Genomic DNA, 26,821 nt, shown 5'->3' on the forward strand with positions numbered 1-26,821 from the left:
GCGTAAAGAGAGCGGGAAATCTGTGATGCATGTTAAGTAATCATCAAATTTGTAAATGGTAATGAGTGGATTAGATACTGAATATCGATAACGATCACAGATCACCTCCCCCTGAGCCGTATCTAATGATACCGATACCATTAACGTGCGCGGGGAACCTGATGAATCACATCCATTACTACGTACAACAGACACTGCATTATCTGCAAAAAGCCCATCTCATCCTGACCGAAGATGAGCAACAACGCATTGAAATTGCTTCATTTGGCCTGCCTGATTACCCGATTTCCGGCCTGCAGCTCCTGACCTACATTAACTCTCCGCGTTACTGCTCCAAGGAGCTGGTGCTGTTTCCGCTGCAGACCTGCCCGGAACATCTGCATCCGCCTTTCAACAACTCTCCCGGCAAGCAGGAGACTTTCCGCTGCCGTTGGGGCGAGGTTTACCTGTTTGTTGATGATGACAGCCTGACGCCGAATCACGCGGGCGGCGATCTGACCTGCCGGGTGCCGGCAGACAGTGAAGCATGGTATACCTGCACGCGATACATCCTGCTACGTCCCGGCGAGCAGTACACGATTGCTCCCAACACCCGTCACTGGTTCCAGGCCGGAGAGCATGGTGCAGTGGTGTCTGAGTTTTCCTCAGAAAGCCGCGACGATCTGGATATCTTCACTGATCCGCGCGTAAATCGCATGGCTTAGCAAGCTGCATTCGCATCGCTGTTCGAAATCTGTCATGATTCAGTAATGATACAAAATGATATGTTCTAACTAAGGAGCCGAACTTGGCAGCAGGTCGGGGACAAAAGGCGACGCTTGCAAGCGTCGCTGCGCAGGCTAACGTCAGTAAAATCACCGCCTCCAGGGCATTTTCCCAGCCGGAGAAAGTGCATCCGGAGACGCTACAGCGTATCCGTCAGACAGCAGAGCAGCTTGGCTATGTGGTCAATGCAGCGGCGAGGAATCTTCGCGCAAAAACCAGTAAAACTATCGGCATCGTCAATCCCGATATGGCGAACCCGTTCTTTGGTGGACTGACGCGCCTGATGACGCTGGAAGCACAAAAGCTGGGTTATGACACGCTGGTGTTCGACTCCTATGAATCTCAGGAGACGGAAGATCGCATTATCGACAAGCTGATTAGCTATAACGTCGATGCGATCATTCTGTCGGTGATCTCCAACGATCATCACTACCATCCCTCCTATATGAAGCGGCTGGAAACCCTGAATATTCCGGTGGTGCTGGTTGACCGCGAGCTGGAAGTGTCCCATTGCAGCGGGGTGTATATCGATAACCTCGATTGCGGATTACAGGCCGGACGCTGGCTGCTGGAACAGAAAGCCCGGCGTGTGGTGGTGGTGTCCGGGCCGGAAAATTCCAGCGTGGCCCGTGACAGAGTCACGGGATTACAGGCCGCGCTGCAGGGAAAAGTGGCCTCTCTGGAGGTTCTGCACGCTGATTTCTTTATGGACGTGGCCTGGCAGGAGACCAGCCGCTGGCTGGCCGATAATGAAGCACCGGACTATTTTGTTGGTTGTAACAACCAGATCTCTTTAGGCATCGTCAAAGCCTGTATTGAACACAAACTGCCGCTGATGAAGCAGGTGAATTTATTCAGTATCGATGAGGTTTCGCATGCCGGTATTTATGGCTTTCACTTTCCCTGTGTGTCACATGATTTGCAGGAAATAGCCTGGCAGGCATTCAATCTGGCGATCCGCCGAGTCACCGACGGTGACAGCAAGCCCGGAAAAGTGGTGGTCCGCGGGAAAGTTGTGCAGTAACAGCGGCATCAACCAATAATTGTTAAACTTCCGGCCTTTTTAAAGGCGACTTAAAATACTCTACTCCTGGATTTAGCTGTCAGAAAGTTATGGCATTCGGTCGGTTGTAAATTATTATTTCGTCAGCGGTTGCCAGTCTGGCAACCGCTCTGTTACTGACCTAATATTTCATCCGCGACAGATCGTCAATCAGTCCCGGACCGGTTGGCTGCCAGCCCATCTGCTGCTGAGTCCAGCGCCCGGAAGCACGAAGATCCATCCCGGCAAACATCGCGAACCAGCCAAAGTGCTGCTGAGCTTCTTCTGGCGTAATGGAAACAGCCGGAATGCCCAGCCCTTTGGCAACGACTTCTGCAATCTGGCGAGATGAGATCGCTTCCTCGGCCACCGCATGATAGCGCGCCCCTTTCTGCCCCTTATCCAGCGCCATCACGTACAGCTTCGCCACATCCAGCACGTGGGCTGCGGGCCAGCAGTTATTGCCTTCCGCCACGTAAGCGGCCACGCCCTTTTCTCTGGCGATATCGATATAGGGCGATATCAGCCCCTGACGGAAAGTGTCATGCACCTGCGGCAGACGCATTACGCGCACATCCTGACCGGCATCCAGAAACTTATTGCCGGTCACTTCCGATGCCTTGCGCGGGTTAGGATCGTCAGCATTAAAGACATCTTCCGTGGCGGGGCCTCCTTTACCGGCATTCCCCATCCCGGTGCCGGAAGTGATGATCAGCGGCCGGTTGCTCCCTTTCAGCGCTTCAGCCAGCGCGGTGATCACGCGGACATCTTTTTCGCAGTTGGCGACAAAACGTGAAAAGTCATGGTCGAAAGCGGTATGGATCACGGCATCAGCTCGTGCAGCACCTGCGGCAATGCTGGCAGGATCTTCGAGCGTGCCGCGACAAACTTCAACGCCCGCTGCCTTCAGGGCTTCAGCTCCGGCATCCGATCGGGTCAACCCGAGCACCTGATGGCCAGCGGCCTGCAGTTCAGGAACGATTCGTGAGCCGATAAAACCGGTTGCACCAGTGAGAAATACAAGCATGAGCGACCTCCTCTGTGAGTGTACTGGCCATGTTACCCGCTGCGGTCGGACAGAAAAGTAGTGGCTTTATCGTAGTATAAATCCTAACAGGTTCGCGCTTAGCCTGGCGGCGGGTTGTGGCAGGCAAAGTAATAACCTTTGCAAATAACACAGATTTTACAAATCGCCGATTATTTCTTTTTAAAGAGAGCAAAAGAGAGAACAGCAATTCTCGCTTCAATTAATACAGGATAGTGACACTCAATAACGCTAATTTTACGTTATTTCACCCGTCGCCATTTAAGATGAGATTTTTCATAAAGGTATTGCATCTTTGAAAGGTAATGAGAGTTGGCATTACCGGGTTAAACCCCAGATATTACCTCGCGGAATCATGCTTTCAGCGTCCGTGCTGCCAGCTTTTATAGACAAACTCCAGACTGTATCCATCCGGGTCTCTCACCTGGGCGGCGTAATAACGCGGGTCATAATGCAGCTGAGCACCAGGCGGATGGAGCTCTGCTGCGCCTGCCGCAATTGCCTCTGCATAGGCCTGATTGACCATAGTTTCGGAGTTTGCCACAAAGCCAACATGAACCGCCTTCGGATAAGGTGTTGCCGGTCTGAGCCAGAAAAACACCCGGCTATTGGCACCAAACCCCTTGAGGTCAGGATGGCCTGACGGGCCATTGATGCCGTCATAATCGTGACGGTTGGTGATGCCGGCGACCGAAAGCCGTTGATCCAGTGTGCTACCATAATTGCCATCCATGATCCACTGCGGCGTGGTGACCAGAGCCTGCACCTTCTCATACCAACGGCTCTTTTCTGTTTCCACCCAACCCGGAGACCAGAAATGTTGGTCCAGATGGATAACCGGAAGCCTGGTTATTGCAGCAAGCCTGAGTGCAGCGGTTGATTTACCCGCGCCCGGGCTATCAATGATCACCACTCTTTTCATCACACATCATCCTGATGATTTTTTCATTGCATGAAAATAGCATAAAACCCCCGGCATGGTATAAGTGAGACCGGACGGGTAAAATTTTATGCCCCCCTTTTCTTTCGCTGGAGTCCTGAGATGATCGATCCACTGACTGAAGTTGTGACGTTGCTGCAGCCCGCCGCCCGTTTTTCAAAAGTGGTGAACGGTGCAGGTCAATGGCGCGTGCGGCGTTCTGAGTTTGGCGATCCTTTTTACTGCGTGGTGCTGGAAGGATCTTCCTGTCTGACTGTTGATGGTCACCCTCCTCTTGCTCTGCATCAGGGGGATTTTGTTCTGATCCCCTCCGTTCAGGGCTTTACCATGAGCAGCGCCATCGCTCCACCTCCGGGGCACTTTGAAACGGCACCTGTTATGCTGCCGAATGGCGAATTTCGTCTTGGCGAGCAAAATGGCCCCAGAGATGTACAGTCTCTGGTGGGGCATTGTCAGTTTGCCTCACCGGATGCAGCTTTGCTGGTGTCACTGTTACCAAAACTGGTGCATGTTCGTGGCGTCGGCAGGCTGACCACTCTGGTTCAACTTGTCATTGATGAGTCCCGCGCCCAGCGCCCGGCCCGTGAAGTGGTGTTGTCACGACTGCTGGAAGTGATGCTGATTGAGGCATTACGTTCCATGGCAATATCAGGTTCAGCTCCCGGGCTGGTACGCGGTCTGGCTGATGAGCGGCTGGCCGTGGCAATCCACAGTATGCATGAACTCCCCACTCACCCCTGGACGGTAGCCCAGCTGGCAAAAGCGGCTTCGCTGTCCCGATCGGCTTTCTTTGAACGTTTTCGCCGCGCGATGGGCATTGCCCCGATGGAATATCTGCTGGCCTGGCGAATGGCTTTGGCAAAAAATCTGTTGCGGGAACAGGATGTGGGGATGACTGAAATCGCCCAGCGCGTGGGTTACAGCTCGGCCAGCGCCTTCAGTGTGGCATTTACCCGCTATGTTGGTCTGCCTCCAGCCCGTTACGCTCGCGAAGAGGTAACCAGCCAATAAGCATTAATAAACAGCCTTAAACGCGGCTGCCTCCGCCCAAAATACTTGCTGAGAAAATTTATTGGCGTTTTTAACGTATTAATTGTTGGATCTTTTGTCAGATCCAATAAATAAAAAATGACAGCATCTTAGGACCAGCCTGTACTCAAATACCTGCTCACTCTTTAGGAGTAATTCGGATAGAAAGTTACGATTTCTTAATGATAATGTAACTCATCTTTACATACACTGACACTCTCAGGAAGCATCATGCGTGCACGAATACAACATCTGGATGGGATGCGTGGTTTAGCCATTCTGCTGGTTATTGGTTTTCATGCCTATTCGAGATGGCCAGAAATGCTGCATTATGTCTCCCGTACTAAAGATTTTCCGTTATTTGCATTTGGCTATCTTGGAGTGCCGTTGTTTTTTATGATTTCAGGTTTCGTCATTTTTATGACGCTTGATAAATCGGAAAGTTATATTTCATTCCTCAAGAAAAGATGGCTGCGATTGTTTCCTGCCATGTTTATTGCCAGTCTGATGATCTACCTCACGGCAAACCTGTTTCCTGAAAGACCAGCAGGCAGCCCGCCCCTGTTAAACCTGGTCCCCGGACTGATTTTCACCAACCCTGAGACCCTTTCGATGCTCAGTGGTGTGGAATTTAAATCACTCGAAGGCTCGTTCTGGTCGTTATATGTGGAAGCCGTCTTTTACATCCTGATCGGCGCTGTTTATTATCTGGCAGGCAGAAAATATTGCCTGCCTGCGCTGATTCTGCCAATGCTGGTGCTGTCAGCAGCCTCAGCGATCAAAATGATGGGTTACGCTCCGCTGGCCGATGTCATCTCGAAATTTGGGTTTATCCATTACTCCTGGTTTATGATTGGTTGCCTGGTGTATGAAAGATTGCATAACAGAGACAAGCTATACCATTATGGATTGACGTTTATCGCCATACTGATAAACCTGAGTTTTTATGTAAAAACCAGTGGGCTTAGCGTACTGCTTCCTCTGGCGATGGCATTTATCTTATTTATTGCCAGCTTCTATTCTCCAAAACTGGAGAAAATCCTTTCCACTCCTTTTTTAACGGCGATAGGTTTTGTCAGTTATGCACTCTATTTGATCCATGAAAACCTGATGATTGCGTTGCTGGTGAAACTCGATCACGCAATCAAAAATGATTACGTGATGATGTTCATGTCCATCCCGGTGGTGACCATGATCTATTTGATCGCGTTGTTTATCACCAAATATGCCGAACCTGCTTTCAGAGACATGCTGAAGAGAAAAAGAAAGCAGCCGCAGATCGGCTAATTACCATGACCTACCCATCTTCCGGGAGGTCATAACAACCGGAACTTATGGCCGCCCTTCGTAGCCATCCCGGTAAGTCGCCGTGATTGCCTTAATAAGAATTTCGCGTTCTTTCTGTGGACGATCTGCTCCGTACGATTGCCCCACAAACTGATGGGACATCTGGCTGGCGGGTAAAAAATCAGGGGCGCTGAACTGTGCGATGCGTTGTTCTGCCTGCGCTGCTGTCATTCCTGCCACACGATCGGCTTTGCCCTGCTGATAAAATCTTTCCAGACCGGGCTTCAGCATCCGAATCGAATCTGCGGTAGCAATGCGATAGTGAGGATCGAACTGTACCTGTGCCAGCTGATGAGTGGCATGGACAGCATGACGTTCCGGGCTGGTTTGTTATCCGGCACAGGCGGCAAGAGATAAGGTACAGACGAGTAACATCAGACGGGCTGAGAGGATCATTATTCTTCTTCCCTGAATAAAGTTTTTAAAAAACAGTGATATTCGCGAAATGTTTTACGCGGCGGTCATACTAACACTCTCTCAAATGCTTTCTTGCGATCCGGTTCACGTCAGCGGCCAGATGTCAGAGTGATAGGCAACAACAAGAAGCTCATCACAGATAAAGACTTGTTTTATCAGGACTCCTTTGCTGAACCAGCCACAGGTGACGGCAGCACCGGCCACCTCAAGCACTACCATGATACGGAATGATTTTCTTCGCCGTACCTGCGTGCCGATGGGCAAGCTCATTTGCCACTGCCTTCATTATCGTTCCGGCTCAATATTGTGCTGATAACAAAAGAATTTACCTGGGCCAGCATACCACTGTCCGGTTGGATTTTGCCGTAAACCCTCATTCCTTCCAGCAGCATAAACAGTGTTTCCGCCAGGATAGCAGCATCCTGGTCGCGGCGGAATACCCCCGCCTGCTGTCCTTTCACCAAAATAGCGGTCAGGTGTCTGACGATACCGCTGAACTTATACCCGACCAGCCTGCGGATTTCGTCATCTCCGGGCAGCAATTCATTGGCTGTGGCAATGGTGAGGCACCCTCTTTCACCTGCCTTGCCGGTTGAAAGCTCCACGCCAAAACTCAGCGTTTCCTTTAACGCTTCTTCCGGGGAAAGCTGCTGATAACGCTGCTCAAGACGAGCCAGACCGTTGTCCATATATTGTCTGAGCGCCGCCAGAAAGATAGTGCGCTTATCAGGATAAAGTTTGTAGATACTGGCACTGGCAAGCCCCGAGGCTTTCATCAAATCAGCCATTGAGGTGCCCCGGTAACCATGCTGCCAGAAGCACTCAAGTGCAGTGTTGAGCAAATCCTGCGGATCAAATTCTCTGGGTCGACCGACCGTGGGTTTCATTATGCACTCTGCAAAGGTGACGGGATTATAATTTATTGTAGATCAGTCATTCTACAATGCAAGCCATTATCGAAAAGGTAACAGCTCATCCGGCCACTGTTCCGGACGCTGGCGCTGTCAGCAGGAAACTGCCATTGTGAAATAAACACAGGAGAAAAGATCATGGCTACAGGTAAAAAAGCGCTTGTTGTAGGTGCCTCTCGCGGAATCGGTTTAGGCTTAGCAAATCAACTGGCCGCGCAGGGTTGGGAAGTCACCGCCACCACGCGCAGCACTGCGCCAGTGGCAACGTCAGGCATTCGTTGGTTAACAGTAGACATCAATCACGCCACGCAGCGGGAGGCCCTGAAGCACTCATTAGCGGAAGAGCAACTCGATCTGATCTTTATTAATGCGAGGGTTTTCGGACCGGATCATCAGGATATTCAGCAGTCCGACGATGCAGAACTGACAGCGTTGTTTATGACTAACGCCATCTCACCCCTATGCTACAGAACTGCCTCCTCTGCTTGCTGCTGACCGGGGTGTACTGGCGCTGATGACTTCGCAACTGGCCAGCCTGAATGAAAACCCTTCAGCGACCTATCCACTCTATTCTGCCAGTAAAGCAGCGCTGAATATGCTGTCCCGTGGGTTATCCACTCGGCTCAGCCCGTTCCAGACGCTGCTGTGCGTTCATCCCGGCTGGGTGCAAACCGATATGGGTGGCAGTAACGCTTCCCTGACAGTGGAGCAAAGCGTCGGCGGGATTATCGGGCAGATTGACGTATGGCAGAGCAAAGGCGGCCACCACTATGTAGAGTATTCCGGCCAGCAATTACGCTGGTAAGAAACAGCCGCCATCAGGAGAGAAAATCCCCCCTGACTTCCCTGAACTACCCGAAAATTAAGGGCGCGCTGCTGAACCATCTGGCAAACGGGCATTGGTCCAGTCTGGCAGGCCTTCCGTGACAGGGTAACGTCTGGCTTTCTCTTCATCAATATCCACCCCCAAGCCAGGACGGTCGCTAAGGTAAGCATAGCCCCGGTCAATTTCCGGGCAGCCAGGGAACACTTCCATCAGTGCATCATTTACCGGCGTGTATTCCTGAATGCCAAAGTTGGTAACGCTCATGTCCAGGTGAAGATTGGCCGCCACACCCACCGGAGAAATATCCCCAGGTCCGTGCCAGGCGGTGCGTACACCGTGGATTTCGGCATAGGTCGCCAGTTTTTTTGCCGGAGTGATGCCGCCAATGGTGCTGACGTGGCAGCGGATATAGTCAATCAGCTGCTGCTGGATTAAAGGTTTCCACTCATTGACGTGGGTGAACAACTCGCCCATTGAGATCGGCGTGCAGCTCTGGGCGCGGATCATCTTCAGCCAGTCCAGGTTTTCCGGTGCCACCGGATCTTCCAGGAAAAACAGTTGATAAGGCTCAAGACTTTTCGCCAGCTGAACTGAAGCCACCGGGGTAATGCGTTCGTGCACATCATGGATAAATTCCACGCCGAACCCCAGCTTGTTACGCAGATGGTCAAACAGACGCGGTACCGCCCGGGCATAAGCATCCGGGTCAAAGTAGATCCCCGGCGTCTGACTACGTGGAGAAACTTTCGGTTTGATATTTCGCGCCTTGGCCAGTTTTCCGGCTATCAACTTCAGATCCTCGGTGCCCGCCCCGCCATACATCCCCATCTGGCAGCGAACATACTGGTATCCCTCTTCCATCCTCGCCCGAATGTTGTCTTCCACCTCGACTTCATCCGCGCCATCGCAATGACGGTATAACGGGATACCATCCCGACACTGACCGCCTAACAGCTGATAAACCTGTAAGCCGGCCACCTTTCCTTTGATATCCCACAGCGCCATATCAATCCCGGACAGCGCATTGTTCATCACCGGACCGCTTCGCCAGTAACCGCTGACCGCCGCTGACTGCCAGATATCCTCAATGCGCAGCGGATCTTTACCAGTCAGAAATGGTTTCATGTAGTTTTCAATCGCGGCTTCCACTGCGAAGATGCGCTGGGTGAAGGTGGCGCAGCCAAGACCGTACAGGCCCGGCTGGTTGGTTTCCACTTTCACGACCACCAGGTCGATGCCGCCTGGTGCCGTCAGCAGGGTTTTAATATTGGTAATTTTTAACCTGTCCATAACTCTCTCCGCCTTGATGCTAAGATGTATGATGTCCTACATGTAAAAGTTCAGAAAAAGCCCATCTTTGGGTCTTTCACTGAGATAGATTCGTCACTGTGTTCTGCTCAACCAAGAAGCGTTGTTGATTGTGATGGCTCTTTATTCCGCCAGGGTGCTGATGGCAGGCAGCTATTTTTCGCTGAGTTTCACCTCAATCGCATCAACGTTATGTGCCATTGCCCTGTTGAGCGTTTCGCTCGCCGTGGCAGCATCGCGGTTTTTCAGTGCCATAAACACTTTTATATGTGCTTCCACGCTTTCCAGGGTGATCCCCAGTACCCGATTGAGCTCTTCCAGATAGTGGATATAGATGTTCTTCAAGGATTCCATCACGTGGATAAAGACCTTGTTATGCGACGCCTTCACGATAGCCAGATGAAAATCATAGTCAGCCTGGGTATATTTTTTATAGTCATCTTTGCTGACCAGCATGCGGTTAAGTGCCTGCTCCAGCAGCCGGATATCCTCATCCGTGGCATTCTGTACCGCCAGATCCATACAGCGAAACTCCACCGTCTGGCGAAACACCCGCATATCGTCGAACTCCTCCTGTGACAGATGCAAAATGGGCTGGTTGTCGCTGAATGCACCGTAGCGTGCGACATCCCGTGTGACGTAGGTCCCCTTTCCCTGATGGGTTACGACCACGCCCAAATCCCTCAGTTTCTGTACGGCACTGCGGACGCTGACCCGGCTGACGTTAAATTGGGAAGTCAGTTCCGCTTCTGAAGGCAGCTTACAGCCTGGCGGCCAGACGCCCTCCTGAATGGACTGCTTCATCTGTTCATAGATAACGTTCACCACGTTATGCTTTTGTACGCTTTCCAGTATCACGCCATTTCGATCCTGTCCTACAAGTCAGGCCTCTTTTTAGCACCGGCCTGCCAGCGTTGGCAAGCATTACTTTGGCACCGCAACAGATTGTGATCCGAATCACGAAATACACTTTATATTATTGTTAAATAACAACTAATATAAAAACAAAATATTAAAAATCATGATTAATGTGACCGGAACTACATTTCTTCCCCCTGCCGATTGCCGAAAATATTCCCATCACGTAGATCTTATGCATTCAACTTGTTAGTCATGTTACATGAACATCTTCAGGAGTTTTTATGTCTTCACTATTCTCTCTTCACGGCAAAACTGCGCTGATTACCGGTTCAACCCGTGGGCTGGGTTTTGCCTATGCTCAGGGTCTGGCGGCGGCGGGTGCCTCGGTGATCCTTAACGGCACTCAGGAAATACATCTTAAAAAAGCCCTGTCTGTACTGCAGGAACAGGGAGCCAACGCGCGGGGATTCCTGTTTAACGTCGCCGATGAAACCGCAGTAGAAGAAGTATTCCGGCAGCTTGATGATGAGGATGTGCATGTCGACATCGTGATCAATAACGCCGGGATCCAGTTTCGCAAACCCATGCTGGAACTGGAGCTGAGCGACTGGCAGCGCGTGCTGGACATCAACCTGACCAGCGCTTTTCTGATAGCCCGTGCGGCAGCCAGACGCATGGTTGCCAGAGAGAGCGGTGGCAAAATTATCAATATTGGTTCGCTGACCAGCCAGGCCGCCCGTGCCACGGTTGCACCCTACACCGCAGCGAAAGGCGGCATCAAATTGCTGACCAAATCAATGGCGGCGGAATGGGCGCAATACAATATTCAGAGCAATGCAATTGGTCCGGGATACATCCTTACCGATATGAATCAGGCGCTGGTAGAGAATGCCGAATTCGATCAGTGGGTGCGTGCCAGTAATCCCTCCGGCCGCTGGGGCCAGCCTGAAGAGCTGATCGGCACCGCTGTGTACCTGGCCTCATCCGCCTCCAACTATGTTAACGGCCAGATTATTTACGTCGACGGCGGCTGGCTTGCAACGCTGTAGGAAAGCCCAACATCTCTGTTTAAACGGTTCAGAGCCGAGACAGCCACTCTGCCGTCGCACCTGAAAACGGGGCAATTAAAGGTAAATAAGATGAATCACATTATTGCAGGAAAATTACCCGCCAGTCGCTGGGGGAAATTGATCCCCATTGCCTTCATTACTACAGTCTGGCCTATCTTGATCGGGCCAACTATGGTTTTGGCGCGGCGGCTGGCCTTGCTGAAGATATGAATATTACTCCGGGCATTTCGTCATTACTTGGCGCCCTGTTTTTTCTCGGCTACTTCTTTTTTCAGGTTCCCGGCGGCATCTATGCCGAAAAACACTCTGCAAAAAAACTGATTTTCTGGAGTCTGATACTTTGGGGAATACTGGCAGCAGCGACCGGCATGGTTCATAGCATTGCCCTGCTGGCAGTTATCCGCTTTCTCCTCGGCGTGGCAGAAAGCGTGGTCATGCCAGCGATGCTGATATTTCTGAGCCACTGGTTTACGCGGGCAGAACGTTCCAGAGCCAATACCTTCTTATTTCTTGGCAATCCAGTCACCGTGTTATGGATGTCGATCCTGTCCGGATACCTGGTGAACGCCTTTGGCTGGCGCGGGATGTTTATTATCGAAGGTCTGCCAGCCGTGATCTGGGCGGTAATCTGGTGGGTAATTTATGCCGATCGTCCCCGCGATGCAAAGTGGCTGAATGAGCAAGAAAAGCGGGCGATCGAAACGGCACTGGCCGCCGAGCAGGACAGCATTAAGCCGGTAAAAAACTACCGTGAAGCCTTCCGATCGCCCAAAGTGCTGGCGCTGGCATCGATTCACCTTTTCTGGAACATCGGCATGTACGGTTTTATCATGTGGCTTCCTTCCATGCTGAAAGCCGCCTCCGGCCTTGGTATCGTTGCAACCGGCTGGCTCTCCGCCGCCCCTTATCTGCTGGCCGTTCCGCTAATGCTTTGTGCATCCTGGTTCTCGGATAAATACCAACAGCGTAAATCTGTCGTCCTGTTATTCCTCGGCCTTGGTGCAATGTGTTTTATTGCCTCCTTCACGCTGGGTTCAACCCATTTCTGGCTCTCCTGGGGATTGCTGGTGATTGCCGGTGGCGCAATGTACACCCCCTATGGTCCCTTCTTTGCGGCCATTCCTGAGATGATCCCCCGCAACGTTGTGGCTGGTGCAATGTCATTTGTGGTTTGTTGCGGAGCACTGGGCTCGTTTGTTGGTGCATGGATTGTGGGTTATCTCAACGGACTGACCGGTAATCCTGATGCCTCATATGTCTTTATGGGCGGCGCATTGGTAGCGGCTGTATTACTGGCGGCGTTAACGCGGTTCAGCAGCCATCAGCCTTCACTGCCAACAACAAACTCGGCTTATTGACTTCAGGGACTTACCATGATGAATAAACCCACCCGATCCCGGCTGACCATTCTGATGATGCTGTTTGTGGTGACCGCCATCAACTATATGGATCGTGCCAACCTTTCCGTCGCCGGGTCGCATATTCAGGGCGAATTTAGTCTCTCCCCTACGCAACTTGGACTGTTGTTCTCGATGTTTACCTGGTTCTATGCCATGAGCCAGATCCCGGTGGGCTATATTCTGGACAGGATTGGCTCCCGCATGCTGTATGGAAGCGCGATAGTGTCATGGAGCGTGTTCACCTTTGCGATGGGCTTTTCTTCCCATCACCTGTTCGCAACAAGTGCGGCATCATTTGCCATGCTGCTGGTCTGCCGTGCACTGATTGGCATCGCCGAAGCGCCCTCATTTCCTTCGAACACCAAAATCATCGCCAACTGGTTTCCTGACCATGAACGCGCCCGCGCCACGGCCTTTTATGCCAGTGCACAATACATTGGCCTGGCGTTGCTGACGCCGGTGCTGTCATGGATTGTGGCAACATGGGGATGGGAAGCCTCTTTCTATCTGTCCGGCGGCATTGGGATTTTCTTTGGTATCTACTGGCTGATTGCCTATCCACAGCCAGAGCGCCAACCAGGCCGAGCTGGACTATATCCGTGAAGGCGGTGGCTATGGTTCAGACAGCCAGCAGAGTGGCAACGGCGAAGTGAACTGGAAAAATGTGAAATACGTTCTGCGTCAGCACATCATCTGGGGCCTGTTTATCGCCCAGTTCGCCGCCTCTTCCTCCCTCTATTTTTTCCTGACCTGGTTTATCGTCTATCTGGAAAAAGGACTGGGTCTGACCATTGCCAAAGCCGGTATCGGGGCCATGTTCCCGTATCTGATGGCGATGGCCGGGGTACTGTGCGGTGGGACGCTCAGCGATATGCTGCTGAAAAGGGGCGCTTCCCGCACCTTCGCCCGTAAGCTGCCGGTGATGTCTGGCCTGCTGGTTACGACTTCAATCGCACTGGTCAATTTTTTCCAACACAGTCCGACGATCGCTATCGCCATTCTTTCGATCGCCTTCTTTGCCAATGCCTTTTCCAACCTTGGCTGGGTGGTATGCAGTGATGTGGTGCCACGCCAGCTGATTGGCACTGTCGGCGGTTTTCTGAATATTTTTGGCAACCTTTCGGGCATCGTCAGCCCGATAGTGATCGGCGTGATCCTGCAGCGCACGCAGAATTTCCAGTATGCCATGTGGTATATCGCCGCCGTGGCGCTGGCAGGCTTCCTGGCCTATACCTTCCTTGTGGGTAAAATTGCCGTTATTCGTCTGCCTGACGAACCGGGGACGGGTATAAACAGCCAGCAACCTTTTGATAATCCATCCAAAGCCGGGGACTACTGATGAAACAGCAAGAAATTACAGCCAGCGTGGTGAGTGCCGCTTATGAAGTGCGCAACGAGGATCTGATGCTGGAATGTCGCGATGACCAGGTGTTGGTCAAAGTCGAGCGTGGCGGTATCTGCGGCTCTGATATTCATTATTACCAGCATGGGCGCGCGGGGATGTCGATCCTTAAGCAGCCAATGATCCTCGGGCACGAATTTGTCGGTAGCGTGGCGCAGGCACCAGCGGACAGCGGCCTGAAAGTGGGGCAGCGGGTGGCGGTCAATCCGTCTCAACCCTGTAATCACTGCTATTTTTGTCTCAACGGACAGCAGAACCTCTGCCGGACAATGAAATTTATGGGCAGCGCCCAGTTCTTCCCGCATGTCCATGGCGGCTTTGCCAGCTATGTCGCCGCCCAGCCGTCGCAGTGTGTCCCCTATTCCGATAAGGCTGATTCCAAAGTGATGGCCTTTGCTGAGCCGCTGGCCGTGGCGATTCATGCCATCCATCAGGCTGGTGATTTGGTGGGCAAAAAGGTGCTGGTTACCGGTTCCGGGCCAATTGGCTGTCTGGTGATGGCTGCGGCCTTCGCCGCAGGTGCGGGCGAAATTAACGCCACCGATATGAGTGAACGCTGCCGCGCGCTGGCGCTGGAAATGGGCGCTTCATTGTCCGTATCGCCGACTGATGAAACAACCACCCGTCAGTGGCTGGAAAATGGCGGCTACTTTGATGTGTGTTTCGAGGCCTCAGGCGCACCTGCCGCTATTGCCTCTACGGTCGGGTTTACCCGTCCAAAAGGCCGCATTGTGCAGTTGGGGATGGGAGCCGCTTCGGTGGATTTCCCGCTTATGCCGCTGCTGGTGAAAGAGATCCAGCTGACCGGCTCCTTCCGTTTTATCAATGAATTCGCCATCGCCGTAAGCTGGCTTGAAAGCGGCCGTATCAACCCGTTGCCGCTGCTTTCCGCCATCTTCCCGCAGGAAGAAGTGGTGAAAGCGCTGGAGATGGCCAGCGATAAAAGCCAGGCCGCCAAGGTTCAGGTGACTTTTAACTGAGGGCCTCAGTCCCATCCCGTCCGGCATCCTGTGCCCGGACGGGCTTATTGATGACGGCTGTTTCAGCGTCAAATCGTGCACACCGTTCTGCTACTGCTGTCATTTTCAGACCAGTTCTTCGTCACATCCGATAACGGCACTGCCCGGGTGGCAATTCTGAACCCTGCCTGAGGTGAGGCCTGCAACAACGCTGTGATACAGCGGATCAGACCTTCGCTGGAAATGCTGCCCAGGCCACTGCCCATCAGGACAATGGCCTTTGAACGCAGCAGGGAGCCCGGCAGAGTGATATCGCCGCCGCTCATTGAGCCAACCTGCACAAAGCGTACGGCCTTCGCTCCTGCTGCTGGTAGGCGTTGAACGTTTTGGGCCGGTTGGCGTGGTGGAACTGGCTGACCGTGCAGGCCGCGATTACACCACCGTCAGCCGTCAGATCGCCAAACTGGAAAGCGCCGGACTGGTGGAGCGCCGTGCTGGTCAGTTCGACCGCCGGGTTCGGGAAGCGGTAATCACTCCGTCAGGTAAAGCAATGACGGACAGCGTGGATGCAGCACGAGAACGGTTGTCCCGTGCTATTTTCGACAGCTGGGAGCCGCAGGATCTTAACGAACTGGTCAGGCTGATGAGCCGGTTTGCCGGGCAGCTAACGGACTCGCTGGCAACGGACCCAGCTGAATGAATCAGGGAGCCTCGCAGCCGATACAGATGCCGGTTAGTTACACCGGCTTTTCAGTCATCCAACTCAGACTCTCTGCTGTACTAATGAGCGGTCGGTATTCGCAGCCGATCCAGCCGTCATAGCCCAGCCACCGTAACTGACTGAAAACATAGTTCCAGTTTAGCTCGCCTCTGCCCGGTTCGCTGCGGGTGGGCGCATCGGCTATCTGCACATGGGCCGCCAGTGGAAGTAACGAAGCGATATTGCGGCTGATATCGCCGTGCATCACCTGGCAGTGATAGAGATCAAGCATCAGCCGCACCGACGGGCTGTTAATCTGCCTGACAATATCTGCCGCAAAATGGTAATCACTGAGAAAAAAGCCGGGAATATCATGACGGTTGATCGCTTCCAGCAACAGGATCACGCCCTGCTTCTCCGCCAATTCTTTCGCCCAGTGGATGTTCTCCAGAAATTGCATCAGCGCTGCGGCCGCCGTGGCGTTATCCGGCTGCAGACCAGCCTGCAGATGAATATACGGACAGCTCAGCGCCTCAGCATACTCCAGCGCCTGCAGCATACCGTGCTGAAACGCCGCCACCGAGTCAGGCTGGCAAGCCATCCCCGAGCGCTGTGGCAAGTCTGCAGCGCCAACCGGCGTGTTGATCAGAATTTGCTGCAGGCCGTTCGCACGCAGCTTTTCCTGCAGAAAACCAACCGGCCACTCGTAGGGCTGCGCATATTCCACCGCGCGGAATCCGGCCTGAGCCGCCGCCATAAACCGTTGCTCAAAAGGCAGTTCGGTGAACAACCATTTCAGATTCGCGCAAAAGCGCAGTCCGCCAGCCGCTCCTTCTCCGGCCATGAAGCTCACTCTTTCACGCCAGCAAGCACGCTGGCCCGCATGCGTTTCACCGCCGCATGTGGCGCGGTCAGCACCGGAATATCAACTTGCGCCCGGACGCTCGTCGCAGCGCGGGAAGTTGAAAAATGAGCCAGCATAATCACGTCACACTGCGCCAGCTCCTTCGCCCGTGCTGCCACCAGCCGGTTATGGCTTTCCGCATCCCCTTTTTTCAGCAGGCCAATCGCATCATCCACCAGGATGGTGTTCAATCTGGCAGAGGAACCGCTCTTCGCCACGTACTCGTTAAATTCGTCGGTCATGGTCTCCACCGCCGGTCCAAAAGTGGCCAGCATGCCGATGTTTTTACCCTGCGCCAGCGCATCAAAAAACATGGCCTCATTCGGCTTCAGTACCGGCACCGGCACCTCTTTTGCCAGCCGGTCAATAGCGGGGCCAAAAGCAGAGCAGGTAATCAGGATACCCTGCGCCTGCATGTCATAAGCGTAATGACCAAAACGCACGAAACGGTCAATCATTGCGGATGACAATTCCGGTTCTCTGTCGCGGTCGATCGACAATCCGTCGTCCAGCAGATTAATGGTTTCGGCCTCTGGCCAGACTTCATTAAACGCTGTGTGGATTGGGGTCATTGCTACCGGTGTGGCATGCAGTAATACGATTCTTGCAGTCATCCAGCTCTCCAGTGATAAACGCTCAGATCAGGAAGTTCAGCGTGGCTGAATTTCTCCGGCCACTATCTTTTTTGGGCACACTCTAAATGTAAGGGCTTACAAATGTTTCTGTAAAGTGAGACAGGTCACATAAAAACGCCAAGGTAGTGTTACGGTGTTATTGAAATGTTAGTCATGATTGCTCAGAATTGAAAGCGCTTACAAATAAAACGCATTATTCGTCATGACTGGTCATGCCGTTATGCCTCACCGCTAACCCCAATGGACTGTGAGAACGCATTATGACTTCACCTGCTAACTCTTCTTCACTGCAAAATGTGGTAACCGGAGCGGCCGCTGCCGCCAGTTCTCCTGCAGTAAAAAAACTGCCCCGCCGGTTTCGCGACCTGCTGGCGCTGGATGATTTTGAACGGCATGCGCGACGGCGTCTGCCCGATATGATTTATCAGTATGTGGCAGGAGGCGTGGAAACCGGGCGCGGTATCGCCGGAAACTTTGAAGCCTATCAGCAATATACTTTTATCCCCCGCATGTTCCGGGACGTCTCCGGTCGCGATCAGCGCACCACGTTGTTTGGTTATACTTATCAGCACCCCTTTGGCATTGCGCCGCTGGGTGGCGCTTCTTTTGTTGCCTATCAGGCGGATATTGCGCTGGCGAAAGCCGCCCGCGAGATGAATGTGCCGATGATCCTCAGCGCCTCCTCACTGGTAAAGCTGGAAGATGTGCATGCCGCCAATCCGGATGCGTGGTTCCAGGCCTATCTGGCGGGAGATCAACCCCGTATCGACCGGCTGGTGGATCGCGTGGCGGCGGCTGGCTATCAGACGCTGGTGGTCACCGGTGATACACCGATGCTGGGCAACCGGGAACACAATACGCGCAGCGGTTTCAGCATGCCGATCAAAATCACGCCAAAAGTCGCTTTCCAGAGCGCGGTGAATCCCCGCTGGCTGCTGGGTACAGTGGCACAGACTTTCCTGCGCCACGGTGCGCCCCACTTCGAGAACACTGACGCCGAGCGCGGGCCGCCAATGATGTCCAGCAAAGTGCGTAACACCCAGGCCCGTGACAAGCTGAACTGGAAAAACGTCGAGGCGATCCGCAAAAAATGGCCGGGCAACCTGGTGATCAAGGGGCTGATGTCGCCGGAAGATGCTTTTATCGCACGTGATTTGGGAGTCGATGCGGTGATCCTCTCCAATCATGGCGGCCGTCAGCTGGATCACACGGTTCCCCCTTTGCATACGCTTCCCGAAATTGCGGCGAACAAAGGCCAGATGAAGGTGATCATCGACAGCGGTATTCGTCGCGGCACGGACGTGATGAAAGCGATGGCGCTGGGTGCAGATTTTGTCTTTCTGGGCCGTCCGTTCCTGTATGGTGCCGTCGTGGGTGGCCAGGCGGGTGTTGAACATGCTATGCATATATTGCGCGATGAAATTGACCGGGATCTGGCGCTGATTGGCGTGAAAACGCCAGCCGGACTGGACAGCAGCTATCTGCGAAAACGTTCTGATTATTAGGAGAGAATGATGGCAAATGCAAAAGAAATCCGCCTGTTCAGCTCGCTGGCAATTCGCGCACCGTTTATCGGGCTGGAGAGCGACTGGCAGCATCAACATCCTGACCAGCCGTTATTGATTGACTGGAATCCAACCTCGATCATTGAAAAGAAAATGGCCGCCGGAGAGAGAGCCGATGCGGTGATCCTGACCGTCCCAGTTATGGATCGGGCGATAGCGGAAGGAGTGATTGTAGCGGAAAGCCGGGTTGAGCTGGTTGACTCTTCGATCGGCCTTGCCATGCTGCCCGATGCTCAGGCACCCGATATCAGTAGCGTGGAGGCGTTAAAATCCGCCCTGCTGAATGCAAAGTCAGTGGCTTATTCTCTGGGTGGCGCGAGTGGGATCTATTTCCAGACGCTGTTGAAGACGCTGGGGATTGAAGATGAGATTAATGCGCGGGCAACGACCATCCCGGAAGGTTTTACCGCTGAGCAGCTGGTAAAGGGGAATGCTGATATCGCAGTGCAGCAGATCAGCGAGTTGCTGACGGTAGAGGGAATCAAAGTTATCGGTCCGTTGCCTGAGGCAGTACAAAAAGTGACGTCATTCTCCGGCGGGATTTTCAGCAATGCAGCTAACCCGCAAGGGGCTGCTATGCTGCTCGATACCTTGCGTTCTGCAGAGGCGCGTAAGGCATATGAGGCTTTTGGGCTGGAGTGCCGGGATTAACCCCTCCGGCGCTCTTTAAGTAACAAGAACACGCTTTCAGCCTGCCCGGCTTGCATTCAATCGCACCGGGCAATAATTTATGCATATCAACATGTTCAGAAATGCCAGCTCACGGAAAGGTCACCTGACAGTGAATCATAACCGGAACCAAACAGTTCGCTACTCACTCCGGCACCCAGTTCGACATCTCTGTTAATCTGATAACGTATACCTGTTTTTATCCCGAGTGCATTGCGCCCCACAACCTGATTGCGGTGAGTGAAGCGGCTCCGGCCGTAACCAGCAAAATTAGCTGTTTGCGTCAGGCTTGTATCAAGTAGCTCGTGGTCCCAGGTAAGCTTTAAGTCTGTTGAAATTTTCGTCCCGGAGGAAAGAGAATAATTCGCACTGTATTTCATTCCAACACTGGAACGCAGGGAGTTAAACGTTGCCGATCCCAGTTTAAGACCGCTGCCATCACCGTTTTCCGTCACACCCGGCCGGTGCAACATTGTGTAATTCAGGCCGGCTACCGGCCCCACATTGTTGTTATCGCTTAATGAAAAATTATACCCGCCCCCAAGGGATGCTGACCCGGCCAGACCCGTCCAGCTTGCCCGGTGGTTAGCTGTATAATCCCCCACCCGCACGCGGCGCTCCAGCCAGCCATCTTCCACACCAACGCGCACGTTTCCAGACAGATACCCTCCTTCCTGCTGCGTGAAACCATAACGGGCCTGCAAGCCAAGGTTAAAAGCCGTGGTTTTGCCAGTTCCTGAATCCGGCGATTTCATCGTGACTGACTGCCCACTTACTGCGCCGTGAAAGCCAAATACCCGCTTATTACCATTTTGCCTTTCCGCGCCTACTATCATCCCATAACTGTTTGAGCGGTAGCCGGATCTGTATGCCTGATGCTGCCGCTCAAAGTTTCCACCGAATGGAATTGCAAAACTTATCCATTCATCTGCTTGTTTTATCTGGCCGTTTTTTGAGCTCAAGTCACTGATTATATCCGCGATCTGCTGCTCCCGATGCAGTGAGCTTGCAAACATTGAACCCCAGGCTGCGGGGGAAAGCTGCTGAAGCGCACTGACGATATCACTGCCGTCAGCTGCAGAAAAATCTAGCGCACGATAAAGCTTCTGTATCGCCGGTTGCGCCTGACCGACAATGCTATCCAGCGCAGTTCCTGTGCTCTTTTCGTTGCGATCCCGTCCATACTGACTGTAAGCATCCTGAGCACGTGACATTCGCAGCATCCAGTCATTATTTGTTGCCGGAACTGCCGTTAATTTCAACGTGGGCGAAAGGAACAGCCCGGTTATTTCACTGAACTGGCCACTGTACGAGGTGGTTTTTAAAAATTCATTTGAGTTCAGCCGCCAGCCTGGTGAATACCAGTCCCGTTGCGGGACGAAAGACAACCTGCCGTTGAATTCAGCATGACCTTTAACTTCCAGGGTGTCATGCCCTCCGCTACCATCAATGCCCAGTCGCAACTCTCCATCAGCACCCTGCTGATAATTGCCGACAATGCTGGCTTTCCCCATAGCCTCGCCGGGGATAAATGTTCCCCTGTTGATGAACATTCCTGCCTGATTCAGGGTGTAATGACTGTAACCTGTCAGGGTTGCGCCCGGAGCAACATACAGGCTGTAAATTTTATGGGTTCCGGTAAGTGAAGTGGTTCCGCCCAACATATTCAGGGCAAAGTTATCGATCCCCTCAATTTTCCCCTTATAACTGAACCGAAAGAGAGGATCCGGTTCCCCGGTAGCCCGCCCCTCAGTATCAGCTCGTTGACCAAAAGACAGATCGGTTAATCGCTGCAGGCCGTAAATGTCCTGTTGACTATAATCGGAGTAAATATCACCATGAATTTTTGCTCCATTCAGAATATTAATATGGTTAACGAGAGCATTCGGCGACTGATAGATAGCCGCACCTTTCCCTGCCACCCGACCACTGATATCTACGTTATCCACAAGCGCCCCTGTCAGCTCCGGTAATAATGGGACGGCGTAACCTTCAACATAATGAATCCATGAGCCGCGATACTCAGCATTATTCCCCAGTGAATTATCACCAAAGTCAAAACTGATGGCGATGCCGTTCATCCCCACAGACTGCACATCACCACGCTGAATTAAATTGTGGTCTTTACCATAAGCGAACAACACTCCCCGGCCATTGATTCCGTCAGCATGGACCTGCGTTTCCGGCTCAATTGTCAGAGTATTGTTTTGTCCATCAATACGAATACCTGCACCACCCACACCTGAAGTTAACAAATCAGCCTGTTGATATATTGTGTTATTGCTGCCGTAAACATGGAGCCCTAAGCCTAACGTTGCTGTGTTATACTCTCCCTGCTGATAGCCGCCATTAGTGCTATCACGTAAAAAATATCCGTGCTGATTAATCAACACCTTCCCATTACCATAAAGTGAGAAACCGAAAAAGTTACGCCTGTCAATCTGATACCCCATATCCTGCAGCAAGGCCAGTTCGGCTTCCATAAACGTCATATAATTACGGTAATTCTGATGACTCATCATGCTGTTTTTCAGTTCAATATGACTCATATAATCAGTATCAACATATCCATAATCATCCAGCATTTTCACCGGAATGCCAGACATCTCCCCGGCAAGAACTTCACTGACATGTTCCCCCGTAAAATACCCCTGGTCTTTTCGCACATCAAATCCCCATGGAACCAGTTGATTATTGCACCCCTGACAGACTATTACCTGCCCCGGATAAGCCGCATTCCCATTATCATCGCGCAATGAGGCCGTCCAGGTCCCTAACGGGAAAAAGTCAAAAGCAGGAGTAAAGGCTCCGTTGTAGTCGGAAGCCATACTTGTAATTCCAAGACCATGAGCGAGTTCATGAACGGCAACATTGACCAGATCGGTATGGCCGGTTCTGGGAAGCTGCGAGGGGACATATGGCACATCATCAAAATCCATTTTTCCCATAATGAACTGAGCGTGAGATCCAAACGATAAATCACCGGTATCAATGCCCGTCATGGCTCCCTGTAACTGAGTGATACTGGTCATCCCATCCGTGACTGAGTCGCTGCTACCAGCAGCATTCACATCATTAAACGTGCCCACATTTACAATGGCAGGCAGTTCACCCGGCAGTGGAGTAATAATTTCGGCCCAGTAACGCATAGCGTGCAGTATTTTTTCTTTTTGCTGTTGATTAAGATCCCATGTCGACGCTAAAGGTTTGGGCCAGTCAGACATAAAGGGACCATCCCCTGTATCAAAGAAACGAACCTCAAACACAGCAACTTCCTGTGGGCTGTAAACCAGATAACTTTGCACAGCAAAGAGTTTATTGCTGAACAGAGAAATCATTACGGAAGTTGCCAGTAATAGTTTTTTCATTTTTGCCATCCTGGCGCATGGAATAACAAAATCCTGGTTTTATACTGCTTTCACAATCCAGAGCCTGACGAGACAACCTGAATAACCAGGCAGGATTAGCATTCTGTCTTGTATTATTCGACTGAGCGCAACACAATAACACCCGGTTTAGTTTTCATATATTCCAGCAGCGGTGTATCAACAACCTTCATGTTTTTTCCAAGCGAGGAAGCGTTTCTGAACCACACTTCATTATCCACTTTAATGACGATGCCAACGTGTGTAACATCCAGCCCTTCCTGAGGGGTATAGACACCAATAAAATCGCCGTTCCTGAGGTTTTTCAAAATGGAATTATTGAGTGAGTCACCTGGTATGTATTTTATTTCACGCGGGATAATACCAAGTCCGGCAATGTACTCTCCTCCATCAGCCTTTCTGTTCAGGTTTTTTCTTACCATGACATAATTATTGCTGACAGTTGCCGTCACATCTTCAGCATTTTTTGGAAGCGTTGCATACCAGTCGGTGAAGAAATGTTTACGATGCAGATAATCGACCTTCCCGCCGACGTACCGTGTTTTTACCAATTCAGGCAGAAAATCTCCCGTATTTTTTGACAGGCTAAGCGCCTGCACGTAATCAATCAGCGTAAAACAATCGACCCCATTAAAGTCAGCAACCAGCACCTCTTTGGTAGTGGTAGAGCCTGTGAGCGTATCAGCTTTGTAGGGAGTGCCCAGGAAAGATTCAGAGATATGAGCGATCATATCGCCTGGCAGGATGCCTGTTTCCGGGATAACAACGGATTGTATTATAGTATTGGCTTTTGCTTCGGTGTCAGGATCTATCTGAGTTTGATAGTCTGTTTTACTTTTCATGGCACAGGATGCCAGACAGGCTATCAGTAATAATAAAGGGTACTTTCTCATTCGCTGTCTCCTTCAGCTTAATTCCTTTCAACTTAATAACTTCATTCCTTTACGGCAACACATCATGCATTGCCGTTAACAGTGTGTTTAATAATAGGGAGATTAATATTTTATACCGTGCATCATTTCACATATTTTTAATTGTCACGGTGGCTCAACGCCCCCGTGGTGCTGACCCGGTACTGCCACGCACAATCAGCTCCGGTTTCAACAGTGTCTGTCGCTGTGCTGGCTGGCCGTTTAATTCTGCCAGCAGATATTCCGCTGCGCAGACGCCAATCTGATCCAGCTCCACTCTCATGGTGGTCAGCGGATGTTCCAGATGCTCCGAATATTCATAGTCGTTGAATCCGGTAATAGAAATATCATTCGGAATGCGCAGGTAGCGCTCGCCTGCTGCCCGCATCGCTCCAAAGGCCAGCAGATCGTTGCCGCAGATTATTGCGGTCGGCGGATTTGGCCCGTCCAGCAGCCGGAACATCGACTGCCGCGCGTCATTCATCGTGAAGGCGCTGTTGATCAGATTGGCTTCATCAATGCCTAATCCCGCTGCCGCCAGCGCCTGTCTCGTTCCGGTGATACGGTCAGAAACGCGATCGTTTGAGGGCGGCGTCCCGACAATCACGCCAAAAATTTTATGACCCAGCCCCAGTAAATGCGCAGTTAACTCCCCCGCTGCCTGCTCGTTGTCGTAACCCACGCTCGGGTAACGCTGGTCGACAGAAAAAGTCTGAATACACGGGATGCCCTGCTGGGTGATCCGCTCCCACAAACGAGGATGATGTGAATTGCCGACCAGCATCAGCGCGTCAATGCCGTACTCCACCAGCTTGTTCACTTCCTTCAGCTCGGTCTCCGGATCGAAATCCGAGTTGGCCAGCAGCATCGTATAGCCTGACTGGTGGATCTTCTGCTGGAAGGTCGCCAGCGGTCGGGAAAATGTCTCCGTAGCCAGCGTGGGAACCACTGCCCCAATAGTCATGCTGCGCCGCGAGGCCAGCGTCCGCGCTGCGCGGTTAATCACGTAGCCCAGCTCCTCACACGCCTTTTCCACCGCTTCCCGCCGCGACTGCCGCACGGTCGTGCTGCCATTCAGTACCCGGGAAACCGTTGCCGTAGAGACGCCCGAACGCAGAGCCACGTCTTCCAGAGAAACTCTTACAGGGGGAGAAGGCTTATCGGTCATCTTCAGGCTCCAGGTGAAATTAGTGACGTCGTCCACAAATTCAGCAGACAACCAGGGGTTCATTTTGAAAGCGCTTACTTTTACCTTGACTGATTTTTGTAATCGCTTACTTTTAACATCATATTATCAATAGAGCTGTAATTTATCACCATTTGATAACAAACAAACGGGCATTCGCCGCATCAGCCCTTCTGAAAACACCGAGATAATAAAGGAATTCACCATGCGTAGATACCCACGGGTCCGCTGGCTGATGATCGCATTTTGCTTCTTCGCCATCGCCATCAATTACATAGATCGCATCAATCTGGCCATCGCTGCACCACATATTAAACAGGATCTCGGACTGGATGACACCAGTATGGGGCTGATCCTCGGTGCCTTTTTCTGGACTTATGCCCTGATGCAAATTCCGGCCGGTCGCCTGATTGACCGCCTGGGCGCACGTGCCGGACTGGCTATTGCCGTTGGCTGGTGGTCGTTGTTTACCGTGTTTACTGCTTTTGGCCGTGGCTTCACCTCGATCTTTGCCTCCCGTCTGATGCTCGGGCTGGGTGAGTCCGGTGGCTATCCCGGCTGCGCCAAGGTGGTTTACTCCTGGTTTGCCAAAAAAGAGCGCGCCACCGCCAGCGGCATCTTTGACGCCGGTCCGCGTGCTGGAAGCGCCATCGCCCTGCCGCTGGTGGCGTGGTTAATCAGTACCTGGGACTGGGAAACTTCTTTCGTGGTCACCGGCGGGCTGGGGCTGGCCTGGGTTGCCATCTGGCTGCTGTTCTATCGCGAACCGGAAGAGATGAAGGGCCTGAACGAACAGGAACGGCAGAACCTGCTGGCCGATCGCAGCGTCCACAGCGTGGATAAAAACGAGAAGGTCAATATCGGCGGTCTGTTCCGTTACCGTACGGTGTGGGGCATGATGATTGGCTTCTTCTGCATGAACTTCGCCACCTATTTCTTCGTCACCTGGTTTCCCACCTACCTGACCATGGCGCATGGTTTCTCGCTGAAAGAACTGGGGACGCTCGGGGCCATTCCGGCACTGATGGGCATTCCCGGCAGCCTGCTGGGCGGCATCACCTCAGACTGGATGTATCGCAAAGGTTTCTCGCTGACCACTGCCCGTAAAACCTGTCTGATCGGTGGTATGTTGCTCTCCTCGGTCATCGCCTTCGCCGCCTTCACCGACAGCGTGGCAGTGATCCTGACACTCTTCTCCCTGACCTATGCAGGTCTGGCGTTCACCGCCGCCAATATCTGGACCTTACCGGCAGACGTCGCACCAAACTCGGGTTATGTCGGCACGCTTGGCGGTATCCAGAACTTCGCCGGCAACCTGGCGGGCATCGTTACTGCTTCCTTTACCGGTCTGATGCTGACCCTGAGCCACGGTTCGTTTGTGGTCCCCCTGCTGGTGGCAGGCGGTATCTGCCTGTTCGGTGCGCTTAATTTCATGTTCATCATGGGAAAAATCGAGCCGCTGGAGATTAAAAAAACCGCAGAAGTCAGTGAAGTGATGACCGTGAATCACAAAGCTTAATCCTCCCCCCCTACAAACTGGATA

General features: G+C 52.4%; 24 protein-coding genes and 3 pseudogenes. 14 read left to right on the forward strand and 13 right to left on the reverse strand.

Translation table 11 applies throughout. The features are described from left to right. The first annotated feature begins 161 nt into the window (after window positions 1–161). Both AC3Y5R_RS02895 and AC3Y5R_RS02900 read left to right on the forward strand, forming a co-directional pair. On the forward strand, window positions 162–704 hold the full coding sequence (locus AC3Y5R_RS02895; protein ID WP_489920057.1) for a D-lyxose/D-mannose family sugar isomerase: 543 nt from the start codon (window positions 162–164) through the stop codon (window positions 702–704). An 83-nt stretch (window positions 705–787) separates the two neighbouring features. Next, the gene (locus AC3Y5R_RS02900) at window positions 788–1,789 is read left to right on the forward strand and encodes a LacI family DNA-binding transcriptional regulator (protein ID WP_158781426.1); all 1,002 of its coding nucleotides are present in this window, start codon (window positions 788–790) and stop codon (window positions 1,787–1,789) included. A 160-nt stretch (window positions 1,790–1,949) separates the two neighbouring features. On the opposite strand, the gene AC3Y5R_RS02905 is transcribed toward AC3Y5R_RS02900, so the two are convergent. After that, a complete protein-coding gene (locus AC3Y5R_RS02905) occupies window positions 1,950–2,834 on the reverse strand; it encodes an SDR family oxidoreductase (protein WP_489920058.1) in 885 nt (294 codons plus the stop codon). Between the two features lie 379 nt (window positions 2,835–3,213). Continuing rightward, window positions 3,214–3,585 carry a VOC family protein gene (locus AC3Y5R_RS02910; protein ID WP_489920166.1) on the reverse strand — a complete coding sequence of 124 codons (372 nt, stop codon included), beginning with the start codon at window positions 3,583–3,585 and terminating at the stop codon, window positions 3,214–3,216. Window positions 3,586–3,894: 309 nt separating this feature from the next. Between AC3Y5R_RS02910 and AC3Y5R_RS02915 the strand changes: the two genes are divergently transcribed. Next, window positions 3,895–4,803, forward strand: a complete 909-nt coding sequence (locus tag AC3Y5R_RS02915; protein WP_489920059.1) for an AraC family transcriptional regulator — start codon at window positions 3,895–3,897, stop codon at window positions 4,801–4,803. A 249-nt stretch (window positions 4,804–5,052) separates the two neighbouring features. Continuing rightward, window positions 5,053–6,108, forward strand: a complete 1,056-nt coding sequence (locus AC3Y5R_RS02920) for an acyltransferase family protein (protein WP_489920060.1) — start codon at window positions 5,053–5,055, stop codon at window positions 6,106–6,108. 45 nt (window positions 6,109–6,153) lie between these two features. Here AC3Y5R_RS02920 and AC3Y5R_RS02925 read toward each other — a convergent pair. The 3 genes and pseudogenes from AC3Y5R_RS02925 to AC3Y5R_RS02935 form a co-directional block, all read right to left on the reverse strand. Continuing rightward, window positions 6,154–6,486: pseudogene (locus AC3Y5R_RS02925) on the reverse strand (Exc2 family lipoprotein); the annotation flags it as partial. Window positions 6,487–6,669: 183 nt separating this feature from the next. Beyond that, the gene (locus AC3Y5R_RS02930) at window positions 6,670–6,855 is read right to left on the reverse strand and encodes a hypothetical protein (protein WP_489920061.1); all 186 of its coding nucleotides are present in this window, start codon (window positions 6,853–6,855) and stop codon (window positions 6,670–6,672) included. Beyond that, entirely contained in the window at window positions 6,852–7,472 is a 621-nt protein-coding gene (locus AC3Y5R_RS02935) for a TetR/AcrR family transcriptional regulator (RefSeq protein WP_489920062.1), read from the reverse strand. Before AC3Y5R_RS02935 ends, AC3Y5R_RS02930 begins: the two co-directional genes overlap by 4 nt. Before the next feature lie 162 nt (window positions 7,473–7,634). Between AC3Y5R_RS02935 and AC3Y5R_RS02940 the strand changes: the two genes are divergently transcribed. After that, window positions 7,635–7,991, forward strand: coding sequence for an SDR family NAD(P)-dependent oxidoreductase (locus tag AC3Y5R_RS02940; protein WP_489920063.1), 357 nt, complete (start codon window positions 7,635–7,637; stop codon window positions 7,989–7,991). Between the two features lie 19 nt (window positions 7,992–8,010). Further along, entirely contained in the window at window positions 8,011–8,301 is a 291-nt protein-coding gene (locus AC3Y5R_RS02945; protein WP_489920064.1) for an SDR family NAD(P)-dependent oxidoreductase, read from the forward strand. Between the two features lie 57 nt (window positions 8,302–8,358). Here AC3Y5R_RS02945 and AC3Y5R_RS02950 read toward each other — a convergent pair whose 3' ends face one another. Further along, complete coding sequence (locus tag AC3Y5R_RS02950) at window positions 8,359–9,612, reverse strand: enolase C-terminal domain-like protein (protein ID WP_489920065.1); 1,254 nt, start codon at window positions 9,610–9,612, stop codon at window positions 8,359–8,361. 171 nt (window positions 9,613–9,783) lie between these two features. After that, window positions 9,784–10,488, reverse strand: a complete 705-nt coding sequence (locus tag AC3Y5R_RS02955) for a FadR/GntR family transcriptional regulator (RefSeq protein WP_489920066.1) — start codon at window positions 10,486–10,488, stop codon at window positions 9,784–9,786. A 284-nt stretch (window positions 10,489–10,772) separates the two neighbouring features. Here AC3Y5R_RS02955 and AC3Y5R_RS02960 point away from each other — a divergent pair, with 284 nt between their 5' ends. From AC3Y5R_RS02960 to idnD, 4 genes and pseudogenes are all read left to right on the forward strand, one after another. Next, window positions 10,773–11,540, forward strand: coding sequence for an SDR family oxidoreductase (locus AC3Y5R_RS02960; protein WP_489920067.1), 768 nt, complete (start codon window positions 10,773–10,775; stop codon window positions 11,538–11,540). 90 nt (window positions 11,541–11,630) lie between these two features. Beyond that, a pseudogene (locus tag AC3Y5R_RS02965) lies at window positions 11,631–12,919 on the forward strand (MFS transporter). 15 nt (window positions 12,920–12,934) lie between these two features. Further along, window positions 12,935–14,300: pseudogene (locus AC3Y5R_RS02970) on the forward strand (MFS transporter). Next, complete coding sequence (idnD, locus tag AC3Y5R_RS02975) at window positions 14,300–15,343, forward strand: L-idonate 5-dehydrogenase (RefSeq protein ID WP_489920068.1); 1,044 nt, start codon at window positions 14,300–14,302, stop codon at window positions 15,341–15,343. The pseudogene AC3Y5R_RS02970 and the gene idnD overlap by 1 nt, the downstream one beginning before the upstream one ends. Window positions 15,344–15,411: 68 nt before the next feature. On the opposite strand, the gene AC3Y5R_RS02980 is transcribed toward idnD, so the two are convergent. Further along, the gene (locus AC3Y5R_RS02980) at window positions 15,412–15,648 is read right to left on the reverse strand and encodes a hypothetical protein (protein WP_489920069.1); all 237 of its coding nucleotides are present in this window, start codon (window positions 15,646–15,648) and stop codon (window positions 15,412–15,414) included. Here AC3Y5R_RS02980 and AC3Y5R_RS02985 point away from each other — a divergent pair. Further along, complete coding sequence (locus AC3Y5R_RS02985; protein ID WP_489920070.1) at window positions 15,648–16,022, forward strand: MarR family winged helix-turn-helix transcriptional regulator; 375 nt, start codon at window positions 15,648–15,650, stop codon at window positions 16,020–16,022. The two genes, AC3Y5R_RS02980 and AC3Y5R_RS02985, sit on opposite strands and share 1 nt — an antisense overlap. Window positions 16,023–16,059: 37 nt before the next feature. Here AC3Y5R_RS02985 and AC3Y5R_RS02990 read toward each other — a convergent pair whose 3' ends face one another. Next, entirely contained in the window at window positions 16,060–16,866 is an 807-nt protein-coding gene (locus AC3Y5R_RS02990; RefSeq protein ID WP_489920071.1) for a hydroxypyruvate isomerase family protein, read from the reverse strand. 5 nt (window positions 16,867–16,871) lie between these two features. Beyond that, entirely contained in the window at window positions 16,872–17,540 is a 669-nt protein-coding gene (locus AC3Y5R_RS02995; protein WP_489920072.1) for an aspartate/glutamate racemase family protein, read from the reverse strand. 281 nt (window positions 17,541–17,821) lie between these two features. On the opposite strand from AC3Y5R_RS02995, the gene AC3Y5R_RS03000 reads away from it, so the two are divergent. After that, a complete protein-coding gene (locus tag AC3Y5R_RS03000; RefSeq protein ID WP_489920073.1) occupies window positions 17,822–19,066 on the forward strand; it encodes an alpha-hydroxy acid oxidase in 1,245 nt (414 codons plus the stop codon). A gap of 9 nt (window positions 19,067–19,075) precedes the next feature. Beyond that, a complete protein-coding gene (locus AC3Y5R_RS03005; RefSeq protein ID WP_489920074.1) occupies window positions 19,076–19,777 on the forward strand; it encodes a molybdate ABC transporter substrate-binding protein in 702 nt (233 codons plus the stop codon). Between the two features lie 95 nt (window positions 19,778–19,872). Here AC3Y5R_RS03005 and AC3Y5R_RS03010 read toward each other — a convergent pair whose 3' ends face one another. The 3 genes from AC3Y5R_RS03010 to AC3Y5R_RS03020 form a co-directional block, all read right to left on the reverse strand. Beyond that, window positions 19,873–23,163, reverse strand: coding sequence for an autotransporter outer membrane beta-barrel domain-containing protein (locus tag AC3Y5R_RS03010; RefSeq protein ID WP_489920075.1), 3,291 nt, complete (start codon window positions 23,161–23,163; stop codon window positions 19,873–19,875). A 113-nt stretch (window positions 23,164–23,276) separates the two neighbouring features. Then, entirely contained in the window at window positions 23,277–24,074 is a 798-nt protein-coding gene (locus tag AC3Y5R_RS03015; RefSeq protein ID WP_489920076.1) for a DUF1460 domain-containing protein, read from the reverse strand. A 154-nt stretch (window positions 24,075–24,228) separates the two neighbouring features. After that, window positions 24,229–25,260, reverse strand: a complete 1,032-nt coding sequence (locus tag AC3Y5R_RS03020) for a LacI family DNA-binding transcriptional regulator (RefSeq protein WP_489920167.1) — start codon at window positions 25,258–25,260, stop codon at window positions 24,229–24,231. 223 nt (window positions 25,261–25,483) lie between these two features. Between AC3Y5R_RS03020 and AC3Y5R_RS03025 the strand changes: the two genes are divergently transcribed. Continuing rightward, complete coding sequence (locus AC3Y5R_RS03025) at window positions 25,484–26,797, forward strand: MFS transporter (protein ID WP_489920077.1); 1,314 nt, start codon at window positions 25,484–25,486, stop codon at window positions 26,795–26,797. The last annotated feature ends 24 nt before the right edge of the window (window positions 26,798–26,821 follow it).

It is taken from the genome of Erwinia sp. 009765445, assembly GCF_058137865.1.